This is a genomic window from Pseudomonas sp. CP-1, from assembly GCF_021213715.1.
Taxonomy (GTDB): Bacteria; Pseudomonadota; Gammaproteobacteria; order Pseudomonadales; family Pseudomonadaceae; genus Pseudomonas; species Pseudomonas aeruginosa.
Window position 1 is genome coordinate 57383 of sequence record NZ_JAJQKY010000012.1, and the last position, 13164, is coordinate 70546.

The 13164-nt window shown below is 66.9% G+C and carries 11 protein-coding genes; 10 read left to right on the forward strand and 1 reads right to left on the reverse strand.

Annotated features, from left to right (window positions below; all coding sequences use genetic code 11):
• Nucleotides 1-56 precede the first annotated feature (56 nt).
• The 10 genes from pcaQ to LT948_RS22045 all read left to right on the forward strand — a co-directional run bounded on the left by pcaQ (nt 57) and on the right by LT948_RS22045 (nt 12264).
• Nucleotides 57-974 (forward strand): pca operon transcription factor PcaQ, encoded by a 918-nt coding sequence (pcaQ, locus tag LT948_RS22000; RefSeq protein ID WP_023114784.1) that lies wholly within the window; start codon nt 57-59, stop codon nt 972-974.
• Nucleotides 975-1108: 134 nt separating this feature from the next.
• Nucleotides 1109-1828, forward strand: coding sequence for a protocatechuate 3,4-dioxygenase subunit beta (gene pcaH, locus LT948_RS22005; RefSeq protein WP_073656966.1), 720 nt, complete (start codon nt 1109-1111; stop codon nt 1826-1828).
• Nucleotides 1829-1838: 10 nt separating this feature from the next.
• Entirely contained in the window at nt 1839-2444 is a 606-nt protein-coding gene (gene pcaG / locus LT948_RS22010; protein ID WP_003102189.1) for a protocatechuate 3,4-dioxygenase subunit alpha, read from the forward strand.
• Nucleotides 2445-2650: 206 nt separating this feature from the next.
• The gene (locus tag LT948_RS22015; protein WP_003083866.1) at nt 2651-3490 is read left to right on the forward strand and encodes an IclR family transcriptional regulator domain-containing protein; all 840 of its coding nucleotides are present in this window, start codon (nt 2651-2653) and stop codon (nt 3488-3490) included.
• A gap of 152 nt (nt 3491-3642) precedes the next feature.
• Nucleotides 3643-4794, forward strand: a complete 1152-nt coding sequence (gene triA, locus LT948_RS22020; protein ID WP_025991806.1) for a triclosan efflux RND transporter adaptor protein TriA — start codon at nt 3643-3645, stop codon at nt 4792-4794.
• A complete protein-coding gene (triB, locus tag LT948_RS22025) occupies nt 4791-5861 on the forward strand; it encodes a triclosan efflux RND transporter adaptor protein TriB (protein WP_003083872.1) in 1071 nt (356 codons plus the stop codon). Before triA ends, triB begins: the two co-directional genes overlap by 4 nt.
• Entirely contained in the window at nt 5858-8905 is a 3048-nt protein-coding gene (triC, locus tag LT948_RS22030; protein WP_003083874.1) for a triclosan efflux RND transporter permease subunit TriC, read from the forward strand. Before triB ends, triC begins: the two co-directional genes overlap by 4 nt.
• Before the next feature lie 198 nt (nt 8906-9103).
• Nucleotides 9104-10042 (forward strand): LysR family transcriptional regulator, encoded by a 939-nt coding sequence (locus LT948_RS22035; RefSeq protein ID WP_003083876.1) that lies wholly within the window; start codon nt 9104-9106, stop codon nt 10040-10042.
• 115 nt (nt 10043-10157) lie between these two features.
• The gene (locus tag LT948_RS22040; RefSeq protein WP_003083879.1) at nt 10158-10343 is read left to right on the forward strand and encodes a hypothetical protein; all 186 of its coding nucleotides are present in this window, start codon (nt 10158-10160) and stop codon (nt 10341-10343) included.
• A 586-nt stretch (nt 10344-10929) separates the two neighbouring features.
• Entirely contained in the window at nt 10930-12264 is a 1335-nt protein-coding gene (locus LT948_RS22045) for an OprD family porin (RefSeq protein WP_033995898.1), read from the forward strand.
• A 28-nt stretch (nt 12265-12292) separates the two neighbouring features.
• Here the strand turns inward: LT948_RS22045 and LT948_RS22050 are convergent, their stop codons facing one another.
• A complete protein-coding gene (locus tag LT948_RS22050; protein WP_003083886.1) occupies nt 12293-13090 on the reverse strand; it encodes an AraC family transcriptional regulator in 798 nt (265 codons plus the stop codon).
• Nucleotides 13091-13164: the final 74 nt, after the last annotated feature.

The window sequence follows — 13164 nt, forward strand, 5'->3', positions numbered from 1 at the left end:
TCCCCAACCTGCCCGTTGGGTACCATGCCCGCACCACTCGCCGCCACGGCCACCCCATGAACCTCGACAACCGCATCAAGTTCCGCCACCTCGCCTGCTTCCTCGAAGTCGCCCGCCAGCGCAGCTTCGCCAAGGCGGCGGACGCCGTGGCGGTGTCGCAGCCGGCGATCTCCAAGACCCTCAAGGAACTGGAGGAAATCCTCGGCGCGCGCCTGTTCGAACGGAGCAAGGCCGGCGCCGAGCTGACCGAGGCGGGGGTGACCTTCCTGCGCTATGCCGGCCCCTGCGTGCAGGCCCTGCGCGACGGGGTGAACACCCTGCGCGGCCACGAGGCGCAGGTCGAGACGGTGCGGGTCGGCGTGCTGTCGACGGTGGAGAGCCTGGTGGTGCCCGAGGTGATCCGGCGCCTGCACCGGCGCCACGGTGCGCTGGTGGTCAGCGTCGCCACCGGACCCAGCGCCTACCTGCTGGCGCAACTGAAGGTCGGCGAGCTGGACCTGGTGGTCGGGCGGATGACCGATAGCCCGGACATCCAGGGCCTGACCTTCGAGCACCTGTACAGCGAGTCGATGATGCTGGTGGTGCGTCCCGGCCACCCCCTGCTCGCCGCGCCCCTCGGCGACCCGCAGCGGCTGGCCGAATTCCCGCTGGTACTGCCGCTGGCCGGCACCACCATCCGCCGCCACGCCGACAGCCTGTTCGTGCAATGGGGCATCGCGCTGGCCGGACAGCGCCTGGAAACCCTCTCGCCGACCCTCAGCCGCAGCTATGTGTTGCGCAGCGAGGCGATCTGGGTGGCGCCGCGCGATGCCGTGCGCCTGGACGTCGGCAATGGCGAGCTGGCCGAGCTGGACCTGGGTATCCGCGAACCGGGCGGTTCGGTCGGGCTGTGCCACAACGCGGCCTTGCCGTTGCCACTGGGGGCGCAATGGTTCAGCGCGGTGTTGCGCGAGGTGGCCGCCGAGTTGCACTGATGAAGCATAACCAAATGGTTATGTATGGGGCCGGATAATTCACTGTCCCCGCCCCGCCTCCTGCGCAAGACTTCGTTTTCCATGCCTGAATCCACAAGCCTGGCGACCGATAACGCGAATAACAGGAGCCCGACATGCACGACGCCGAAAGCCGTCGTTTCGTCATCCGTGACCGAAACTGGCACCCCAAAGCCTTGACCCCCGACTACAAGACCTCCGTGCCGCGCTCGCCGAGCCAGGCGCTGGTGAGCATCCCGCAATCGCTCTCGGAAACCAGCGGGCCGGACTTCTCCCACCTCAGGCTCGGCCGCCACGACAACGACCTGCTGCTCAACTTCGACCACGGCGGCCTGCCCCAGGGCGAGCGCATCATCATGTTCGGCCGGGTCTTCGACCAGCACGGCAAGCCGGTCCCGCACACCCTGGTGGAGATGTGGCAGGCCAACGCCGGCGGGCGCTACCGGCACAAGAACGACCGCTACCTGGCGCCGCTCGACCCGAACTTCGGCGGCGTCGGCCGGACCCTCACCGACAGCGAGGGCCACTATTACTTCCGCACCATCAAGCCCGGGCCCTATCCCTGGCGCAACGGCCCCAACGACTGGCGCCCGGCGCACATCCACGTGTCCGTCAGCGGCCCGGCGATCGCCGCGCGGCTGGTCACCCAGATGTACTTCGAGGGCGACCCGCTGATCCCCAAGTGCCCGATCATCCGCACCCTTGCCGACCCGGAGGCGGCGCAGAGCCTGATCGGCCGGCTCGACATGAGCATGGCCAACCCGATGGATTGCCTGGCCTACCGCTTCGACATCGTCCTGCGCGGGCAGCGCAAGACCTTCTTCGAAAACGCCTGAGGAGCCGACCATGAGCCACGAACTGCTGCGGGAAACCCCTTCCCAGACCGCCGGTCCCTACGTCCACATCGGCCTGGCGCTGGCCGCCGCCGGCAACCCGACCCGCGACCTGGAGATCTGGAACCGCATGGCCCGCGAAGACGCGCCGGGCCAGCACATCCTCCTGCTCGGCCACGTCTACGACGGCAACGGCCACCTGGTGCGCGACTCGTTCCTGGAGTTCTGGCAGGCCGACAGCGAAGGCCGCTACCAGGAGCGCTACGATCCGGAGCGACCGTTCAACAGCTTCGGCCGCACCGCCACCACCTTCGATGCCGGCGAGTGGACCCTGCACACGGTCAAGCCGGGGGTGGTGCGTAACGCCCAGGGCGTGCCGATGGCGCCGCACATCAACGTCTCGCTGTTCGCCCGCGGCATCAACATCCACTTGCAGACCCGGCTGTACTTCGATGACGAGACCGAGGCCAACGCCGCCTGTCCGGTGCTCAACCTGATCGAGCAGGCGCCGCGTCGCGACACCCTGCTCGCGCGGCGCTGCGAAGTGGACGGACAGCTCGCCTACCGTTTCGACATCCGCATCCAGGGCGACAACGAGACGGTGTTCTTCGACTTCTAGGTGCATCGATCGCGCGGGAAGGAAGGGCGCCCTTGCCGGAGCGGCAAGGGCGTACCCAGAACCCGCCGATGGGTACCTGACATTACTCCCGGAGGGCGATGGGTAGCCCCGACAGTACTACAGTCGGAGGCGCTCCGGTCAATTGCGATGATCGAACGAGTGTCCGATAATCGGCGAGCCTTTCCGTGACCCGAGCCCGAACGTCCATGAGCGAACTCCCGGAACACCCCGCCACCCTGGCGCCGCCGACCGTCCTTTCGCCAGCCAAGCGCATCGAGGCCTTCACCGGCGATCCCAACTTCATGACCTCGCTGGCCCGTGGCCTGGCGGTGATCCATGCGTTCCAGGAGCGCAAGCGGCACCTGACCATCGCCCAGATCAGCCACCGCACCGAAATACCCCGCGCCGCCGTGCGTCGCTGCCTGCACACGCTGATGCAGCTTGGCTACGCCACCACCGACGGGCGCACCTACTCGCTGTTGCCGAAGGTGCTCACCCTCGGTCACGCCTACCTGTCGTCGACGCCGCTGGCGATCACTGCGCAGCCGATCCTCGACCGCCTCAGCGAACAGCTCCACGAAGCCTGTTCGATGGCCACCCTGGAGGGCGACGACGTGCTCTACATCGCCCGTTCGGCCACTCCCCAGCGGCTGATTTCGGTGGACCTCAACGTCGGCAGCCGGCTGCCCGCCTATTGCACCTCGATGGGCCGCATCCTCCTCGCCGCGCTGGACGACGACGCGCTGCACGCCTACTTCGGCGGAGTGGAGATGCAGGCCAAGACCAGCCGTACCCTGTATACCCCCGAGACCCTGCTGCCGTGCCTGGTGGAGATTCGTCGCCAGGGCTGGTGCATCGTCGACCAGGAGCTGGAAGTCGGCCTGCGCTCGCTGGCGGTGCCGGTACGCGACTCCGCCGGCCACGTGCTCGCCGCGCTGAACGTCGGCACCCATGCCGGGCGGGTCTCCCGCGCCGAACTGGAAAGCCGTTTCCTGCCGTTGCTGCTGGAGGCCAGCCGCGAGCTGAGCGCGCGCCTGTTCACCTGACGCCGGAGGCGATCCCCTCCACAAGTTTGGAAAAGGAACCCCCGCTTCCATCTGATAGTCGCAATCCTTGGGGACGCGGCTAGAATCCCTGCCAATTCTGGGAGTTTCCGGCCGTATCGGCCGGTATCTGTATGGATCGCGAAGGGGAAGGCATGTCAGACGCCAGAGGCGCTTTTCATTCCAAAGGTCGCTGGTCGCGGATGGCGCTGCCCGCCATCCTGTGCGCCAGCCTGCTTGTCGGTTGCGGCGCCGAGCCGCCCGCCGAGGAACACGTCCGTGTGCTGGCGCAGACGGTGAAGATGGCCGAGTTCGCCTCGGCCACCTCGATCACCGGCGACATCCAGGCACGGGTACAGGCCGACCAGTCGTTCCGTGTCGGCGGCAAGATCGTCGAGCGCCTGGTCGATGTCGGCGACCACGTCGCGGCTGGCCAGGTGCTGGCGCGGCTCGACCCGCAGGACCAGCGCAGCAACGTGGAGAACGCCCAGGCGGCGGTCGCCGCGCAGCAGGCGCAGTCGAAGCTCGCCGACCTCAACTACCAGCGGCAGAAGGCGCTGCTGCCCAAGGGCTACACCAGCCAGAGCGAGTACGACCAGGCGCTGGCCTCGGTGCGCAGCGCGCAGAGTTCGCTGAAGGCCGCCCAGGCGCAGTTGGCCAACGCCCGCGACCTGCTTTCCTATACCGAGCTGCGTGCCTCCGACGCCGGGGTCATCACCGCCCGCCAGGCCGAGGTCGGCCAGGTGGTGCAGGCCACCGTGCCGATCTTCACCCTGGCCCGCGACGGCGAGCGCGACGCGGTGTTCAACGTCTACGAGTCGTTGTTCAGCCACGATGTCGACGGCCAGCGGATCACCGTCAGCCTGCTCGGCAAGCCGGAAGTCACCGCCAGCGGCAAGGTCCGCGAGATCACCCCGACGGTGGACGAGCGCAGCGGTACGCTGAAGGTCAAGGTCGGCCTCGACTCGGTGCCGGCGGAAATGAGCCTCGGCAGCGTGGTCAACGCCAGCGTCGCCGCGCCGGCCGAGCACAGCGTGGTGCTGCCCTGGTCGGCGCTGTCCAAGGTCGGCGAGCAGCCGGCGGTCTGGTTGCTCGACCAGCAAAGCAAGGCGCGTCTGCAACCGGTGCGGGTGGCACGCTACGCCAGCGAGAAGGTGGTCATCGACGGTGGCCTGGAGGCGGGCCAGACAGTGGTCACGGTGGGCGGCCAACTGCTCCATCCGGGCCAGGTGGTCGAGGTGGCCCAGCCGCCGCAGCCGACCCAGAGCACCGCCAGCCGCGACGCCGTGGGCGGAGGCCAGCCATGAAGCCGTTTTCCCTCGCCGGCCTGTTCGGCTTCGCCCTGCTCCTCTCCGGCTGCGGCGACGAGCCGCCGCCGGCACCGCCGCGGCCGGTGCTGACGGTGACCGTGAAGACCCTGAAGAACGACGACCTCGGTCGCTTCGCCGGGAGCATCCAGGCGCGCTACGAGAGCGTGCTCGGCTTCCGCACCAACGGACGGATCGCCTCGCGCCTGTTCGACGTCGGTGACTTCGTCGGCAAGGGCGCGCTGCTGGCAACCCTCGACCCCACCGACCAGCAGAACCAGTTGCGCGCCAGCCAGGGCGACCTGGCCAGCGCCGAGGCGCAGTTGATCGACGCCCAGGCCAATGCCCGGCGCCAGGAAGAACTGTTCGCCCGCAGCGTCACCGCCCAGGCGCGCCTGGACGATGCGCGGACCCGCCTGAAGACCAGCCAGGCCAGCTTCGACCAGGCCAAAGCGGCGGTGCAGCAGGCCAGGGACCAGCTTTCCTACACGCGCCTGGTGACCGATTTCGACGGCGTCATCACCACCTGGCACGCCGAGGCCGGGCAAGTGGTCAGCGCCGGCCAGGCGGTGGTCACCCTGGCCCGGCCCGAGGTGCGCGAGGCGGTCTTCGACCTGCCCACCGAGGTCGCCGAGAGCCTGCCGGCCGACGCGCGCTTCCTGGTCAGCGCCCAGCTCGACCCGCAGGCCAGGACCACCGGCAGCATCCGCGAGCTGGGTCCGCAGGCCGACGCCTCGACCCGCACCCGTCGCGTGCGCCTGAGCCTGGCGCAGACGCCGGAGGCGTTCCGCCTCGGCTCGACCATCCAGGTCCAGCTGAGCAGCGCCGGTAGCGTGCGCAGTGTGCTGCCGGCCAGCGTGCTGCTGGAGCGCGACGGCAAGACCCAGGTCTGGGTCGTCGATGGGAAACAGTCCAGCGTGGCCCTGCGCGAGGTACAGGTGCTCAGCCGCGACGAACGCCAGGTGGTGATCGGACAGGGCCTGGCCGACGGCGACCGGGTGGTCCGCGCCGGAGTCAACAGCCTCAAGCCCGGCCAGAAGATCAAACTCGACGAGGATGCGCGATGAAGGGCGGTTTCAACCTGTCGGACTGGGCCCTGCGCCACCAGTCCCTGGTCTGGTACCTGATGGCGGTATCGCTGGTGATGGGCGTGTTCTCCTACCTCAACCTGGGGCGCGAGGAGGATCCCTCGTTCGCCATCAAGACCATGGTCATCCAGACCCGCTGGCCGGGCGCCACAGTGGACGACACCCTGGAGCAGGTCACCGACCGCATCGAGAAGAAGCTCGAGGAGCTGGACTCGCTGGATTACGTGAAGAGCTACACGCGACCCGGCGAATCGACGGTCTTCGTCTACCTGAAGGACACCACCAAGGCCGGCGACATCCCGGATATCTGGTACCAGGTGCGCAAGAAGATCTCCGACATCCAGGGGGAATTCCCCCAGGGCATCCAGGGACCGGGTTTCAACGACGAGTTCGGCGACGTGTTCGGCAGCGTCTACGCCTTCACCGCCGACGGCCTGGACTTCCGCCAGCTGCGCGACTACGTGGAGAAGGTGCGCCTGGACATCCGCTCGGTGAAAGACCTGGGCAAGGTGCAGATGATCGGTGCGCAGAACGAGGTCATCTACCTCAACTTCTCTACCCGCAAGCTGGCCGCCCTCGGTCTCGACCAGCGCCAGGTCGTGCAGAGCCTGCAGGCGCAGAATGCGGTGACCCCATCCGGCGTGGTCGAGGCCGGCCCCGAGCGCATCTCGGTGCGCACCTCAGGCAACTTCCGTTCGGAAAAGGACCTGCAGGCGGTCAACCTGCGGGTCAACGATCGTTTCTACCGGCTGTCCGACCTGGCCAGCATCAGCCGCGATTTCGTCGACCCGCCGACCTCGCTGTTCCGCTACAAGGGCGAGCCGGCCATCGGCCTGGCGGTGGCGATGAAGGAGGGCGGCAATATCCTCGAGTTCGGCGAGGCGCTCAATGCGCGCATGCAGGAGATCACCGGCGAACTGCCGGTCGGGGTCGGCGTGCACCAGGTGTCGAACCAGGCCCAGGTGGTGAAGAAGGCGGTCGGCGGTTTCACCCAGGCGCTGTTCGAGGCGGTGGTGATCGTCCTCATCGTCAGCTTCGTCAGCCTCGGCCTGCGCGCCGGGCTGGTGGTGGCCTGCTCGATCCCGCTGGTGCTGGCGATGGTCTTCGTGTTCATGGAATACACCGACATCACCATGCAGCGGGTTTCCCTCGGCGCACTGATCATCGCCCTCGGCCTGCTGGTGGACGATGCCATGATCACCGTGGAGATGATGATCACGCGCCTCGAACTGGGCGACTCGCTGCACGACTCGGCGACCTACGCCTACACCTCGACGGCCTTCCCGATGCTCACCGGGACCCTGGTGACGGTGGCCGGCTTCGTGCCCATCGGGCTCAACGCCAGCTCCGCCGGCGAGTACACCTTCACCCTGTTCGCGGTGATCGCCGTGGCCCTGCTGCTGTCGTGGATCGTCGCGGTGCTGTTCGCCCCGGTGATCGCCGTGCACATCCTGCCGAAGACTCTCAAGCACAAGTCGGAGCAGAAGAAGGGGCGCATCGCCGAGCGTTTCGACAGCCTGCTGCACCTGGCGATGCGCCGGCGCTGGACGACCATCTTCCTCACCGCGCTGCTGTTCGGCGTGTCGCTGTTCCTGATGAAGTTCGTCCAGCACCAGTTCTTCCCGTCTTCCGACCGTCCGGAACTGCTGGTCGACCTCAACCTGCCGCAAAACAGCAGCATCCACGAGACCAGGGCGGTGATGGACCGCCTGGAAGCGACGCTGAAGGACGACGAGGACATCGACCACTGGAGCGCCTACGTCGGCGAAGGCGCGATCCGCTTCTACCTGCCGCTGGACCAGCAGTTGCAGAACAACTTCTATGGCCAGCTGGTGATCGTCACCAAGGACCTGGAGGCCCGCGAGCGCGTCGCCGCGCGCCTGCGCGATCGCTTGCGCAAGGACTACGTCGGCATCAGCACCTACGTGCAGCCGCTGGAGATGGGGCCGCCGGTGGGACGGCCGATCCAGTACCGGGTCAGCGGACCGCAGATCGACAAGGTCCGCGAGTACGCCATGGGCCTGGCCGGCGTGCTCGACGGCAACCCGAACATCGGCGATATCGTCTACGACTGGAACGAGCCCGGGAAGATGCTCAAGATCGACATCGCCCAGGACAAGGCGCGCCAGCTCGGGCTGTCCTCCGAGGACGTGGCGCAGATCATGAACAGCGTGGTGACCGGCAGCGCGGTGACCCAGGTGCGCGACGACATCTACCTGGTGAACGTCATCGGCCGCGCCGAGGATAGCGAGCGCGGCTCGCTGGAGACCCTGGAGAGCCTGCAGATCGTCACGCCCAGCGGCACCTCGATCCCGCTCAAGGCGTTCGCCAAGGTCAGCTACGAGCTGGAGCAGCCGCTGGTGTGGCGCCGCGACCGCAAGCCGACGATCACGGTGAAGGCGTCGCTGCGCGGCGAGATCCAGCCCACCGACCTGGTCGCCCGGCTGGCGCCGGAGGTCAAGCGCTTCGCCGACGGCCTGCCGGCGAACTACCGGATCGAAGTGGGCGGCACGGTGGAGGAGAGCGGCAAGGCCGAGGGCCCGATCGCCAAGGTGGTGCCGCTGATGCTGTTCCTCATGGCGACCTTCCTGATGATCCAGTTGCAGAGCGTGCAGAAGCTGTTCCTGGTGGCCAGCGTCGCGCCGCTGGGGCTGATCGGGGTGGTCGCGGCGTTGCTGCCGACCGGCACGCCGATGGGCTTCGTGGCGATCCTCGGGATTCTCGCGCTGATCGGCATCATCATCCGCAACTCGGTGATCCTGGTGACCCAGATCGATGCCTTCGAGAAAGACGGCAAGACGCCCTGGGAAGCCGTGCTGGAAGCCACCCACCACCGCACCCGGCCGATCCTGCTGACGGCGGCGGCGGCCAGTCTGGGGATGATCCCCATCGCCCGCGAAGTGTTCTGGGGGCCGATGGCCTATGCGATGATCGGCGGCATCGTTGCCGCCACGCTGCTCACGCTGATCTTCCTGCCGGCGCTGTACGTCGCCTGGTACCGGATTCCGGAACCGGGACGCTGAGCGCGACGGAAGGGGAAGGGGGCGCCGCCGTAGCAGAGTCTGTGCGGGGGGAAGGAGAGCGGACGGTGGGTGGGCCATCCGCCCCGACGCCGGGCAGGGTATGCCCGGCGTTGCTACGGCGACGGCGGCCAGTATAGGCAGCCCGGCGCCAGGGAAAATCCGACCAATTTACGAATCTGTTTTGCAACCGAGGTAATAGTGGACACATTGCAAGGCATGCGCGTGTTCGCCAGGGTGGTGGACAGCGGCAGCTTCACTTCCGCCGCCCAGGCCCTGGACCTGTCCACCGCGCAGGTATCGCGGCTGATCTCCGACCTGGAGGCGCACCTGCAGACGCGCCTGCTGCACCGCACCACCCGGCGCCTGGCCCTGACCGAGGCCGGCGAGCGCTACCTGGAGCGGTGCCGCGGGATCCTCGAGGACATCGAGGTCGCCGAGGCCGAAGCCGCCGGCGCGCACATCCGCCCCTGCGGCCGCTTGCGCGTGCAGTCGCTGATGGGCATGGGCCAGCATCACCTGGTGCCGATGATCGCCCGCTACGGCGCACTGTTCCCCGACGTGGTGATCGAGCTGACCCTGTCCCAGCGCAACCCGGACATGCTCGAGGAAGGCCAGGACGTGCTGATCACCGGCGAGCGCCAGTTGCCCGACTCGGAGTTCGTCGCCCAGCGCCTGGGCAGCATCCACAGCGTGCTCTGCGCCAGTCCCGGCTACCTGCAACAGCACGGCGTGCCGCGCTCGGTGGACGACCTGGAGCGCCACGTCTGCCTGCGCCTGCAGGACCCGGCCTACCCGGAGGGCTGGATCTTCGCCGACGAGCAGGGCGAGCGCACCGTCAGCCCGCAGAACACCTTCATGGTCAATGTCGCCGAGGTCATGGCCCAGGCGGCCAAGGCCGACCTCGGCATCGCCCTGCTGCCCAGCTACGTGGCGGCCGCGGCGCTGCGCAACGGCGAGCTGCTACGGGTGTTGCCCGGCCATGCCATGCACGAGCGGACCATCTATGCGCTGTATCCCTCGCGGCGTTACCTGGACGCGAAGATCCGCACCTGGGTCGATCTGTTGCAACAGGAACTTCCCCAGGCATTCGCCCGCGACGAAACCACCATGCAAAGTTCAAGTTACTGGGCACAGTGAAGGATTGTTGTTATTGAGGTAATACTCTCTCGTCTGTTTGGCTATTTTTCCGAGCATGGCGGTTAACTAATATGGCGCCTGTCCCAAGTGAACAGGGTGTCATCGGAGACCCGCCATGAATCGCCAGATCCTTGCTGCCGCCATACTCAGTTTGTTTTCCCTCGCATTTTCCCAGGCCGGTTTCGCCGAAGAGTCCTCGCTGATGACCAACCGCATGGTCGACGCCAACCAGCAGGCCATCGAGCACCAGCAGGAACTTTCCGCCTCCGCCGCGCAGGCCGGGGCCCGCAGCGACTCCTGATCTAGCGCATGGCGCCAGCCGCGCCATGGCTTCCCCCGGGTACTCGGGAAGCGTGAGCCTGGGTACCCTGTCCTTGCGCCGCATATGATATGCGGCGTTTTTTTTGCCTTCCTGACCGTTCGGAGAATTCTTGCAGAATATGTAAAAGACTTTCGTTGGATATCGGGTTTTTCCGATAGTGGCAAAAAAATATAATCGCGCCAGCTCAATGGATAATTGTCGCTGGCTGTCGACGATATTCGTTCTGTCTTCATCGATCTCGCCATGCAAGAGCGGGACGTGGAAAGCCTAAAGCCTGATGAGTCGAAGAGACTTTCAATAGAAGAGTCCGACTGCGTTCCAACCGGTTTCCAGTGTCTGGAAATACACTGGCAAGACTTCCCGACGCCGAACTTTGATTGCTCCTATTCGACGTCTTCTCAAGGCCGCTGATACCAGCGGCCTTTTTTTTCGGGTTGCGCCCGGCTGGGCGCCCCATGGGAGCGATCGCCCGCGCGAGGCCAGCAGAAGCGTCGCCGGGAACGACACCACAACACGCTTTCCGGCCTTGCCGGATTTCACCACGCTGTAAGAAGGAGCAACCGCAATGAGGAATCTGTTCGCCTTGACGCCGATGGCGCTGGCGCTGTGCACCGCGTCCGCCGCCTGGGCCGATGAGGGGGAAGCCAAAGAAGGCTTCATCGAAGGCTCCAGCCTCCAATTGCTGACCCGCAACTACTACTTCAACCACGACCGCCGGCACGCTTCCGGGCACGACAGCAAGGAATGGGCGCAAGGCTTCATCGCCACCTTTCAGTCCGGCTACACGCCCGGCGTGGTCGGCTTCGGCGTCGACGCCTACGGCATGCTCGGGCTGAAGCTCGACGGCGGCGGCGGTACCGGCGGCACCAGCATCCTGCCGATCACCGCGCCGAGCAAGGAAGGCTACGAATCCGGCAAGGCACCCGATGAGTTCTCCAGTGGCGGGGCGGCGCTGAAGATCCGCGCCTTCGACACCGAGCTGAAGCTGGGCGACCAGTTCCTCAGCAACCCGGTGGTCGCCGGCGGCGAGTCGCGCATGCTGCCGCAGACCTTCCGCGGTGTGAGCCTGACCAACAACAGTTTCGAGGACCTGACCCTCACGGCTGGCCAGGTCAGTTTCACCAAGTACTACAACCAGAGTGGCCACCGTCGCCTCGGCTCGTACTACGGCGAACTGCCGGGCGACCGCGACAGCCATCATCTCAGCTGGCTGGGCGGCACCTGGGGCGGCATCGAGGGCTTCACCAGCAGCCTGTACGCCGCCGAACTGCAGAACGTCTGGAAGCAGTACTACGCCGACGTCGACTACACCTACGAGGTCGACGACAACTGGTCGCTGAACCCCGGCGCGCACTACTACAAGACCGTCGACAGCGGCGACTCGCTGCTCGGCCGGATCGACAACAACACCTACAGCCTGCATTTCGCGGTCGGCTACAAGCAGCACACCGTCACCGCGGTGCTGCAGAAGGTCAACGGCAACACGCCGTTCGACTACATCAACCAGGGCGACAGCATCTTCCTCGACAACTCGCAGCAGTATTCCGACTTCAACGGTCCCAACGAGAAGTCCTGGAAGCTGCAATACGACTACGACTTCGTCGCCCTCGGCCTGCCCGGCCTGAGCGCCTCTGCCTCGTACTCGCGCGGCAAGCTGGACCTGACCCGGGTCGATCCGGACAGCCCCGGCTACGGCGGCTGGTACAGCGCCGACGGCAAGAACGCCAAGCACTGGGAACGCGACCTCGACCTGCAGTACGTGGTCCAGGGCGGTCCGGCCAAGGACCTCTCGCTGCGCCTGCGCTGGGCCACCCACCGCGGCACCGGCGGCTACAGCGCGGTGGACAACGACATCGACGAATACCGGGTGATCGTCGACTACCCCATCGACGTGTTCTGAGCCCCGCGCGCTGGGCCCTTCGCCGGGCTCAGCGCTGGCGGAACAGTTCGCCGGGAGTGAAGCCGAAGAGTCCCTTGAAGGCGGCGATGTAGGCCGAGGTCGAGTCGTAGCCGCTGTCCAGGGCGGCGCCGGTGACGCTGTCGCCGGCCTCCAGCGCGTTGAGCGAGGCGAGCAGGCGCTGGCGTTGGCGCCAGAGCCGGTAGTTCATCCCGGTCTCGCGCTGGAACAGGCGCGACAGGGTCTTTTCCGAGGTGCCCAGGCGCTGCGCCCAGTCGCCCATGGTCAGGCTCTGGGTCGGTTCGTCGATCAGTGCCTGGCACAGCCGCAGCAGGCGCGGCTCGCGCGGCATCGGCAGGGAGAAGGCGACCTCCGGCAGCAGCCGCAACTGGTCCAGCAGCACCTGCACCAGCCGCGACTCGGCGCTGTCGCCCTCCGGGTAGTCCACCGGCAGTTCGCAGAAACTCTTGATCAGCTCGCGCGCCAGCGGCGTCACCTCCAGCACCCGGCAACGCGTCGGCGCCCAGGCGCAGGCGTCGCCACGGATGTACAGGCTGCGCATCTCGGCGCGGGTGGAGGTGACCACCTCGTGTTCCAGCTGCGCCGGAATCCAGATCGCCCGCTGCGGCGGGGCGAAGAAGCTGCCCTCGGCGGTATGTACGCCGAGCACGCCGCTGATGGCGTAGGAAAGCTGTACCCAGGCGTGCCGGTGGCGCGAGGTCCAGGAGCCGGCGCGCAGGCTTTCGGCGCGCGCGTAGACCGGCCGTGGCAGGCGGGCGAGGGTGGGAATCGGGCGGTGCAGTTCCGCAGGCTGTCCGTTCATCGTCATGACTTGGCGTCGTGTCGCTAGTCGGCAGAGTCTGGCAGGGCTAACCTGCCGCCTCAAGTTTCCCGGAGCCCACG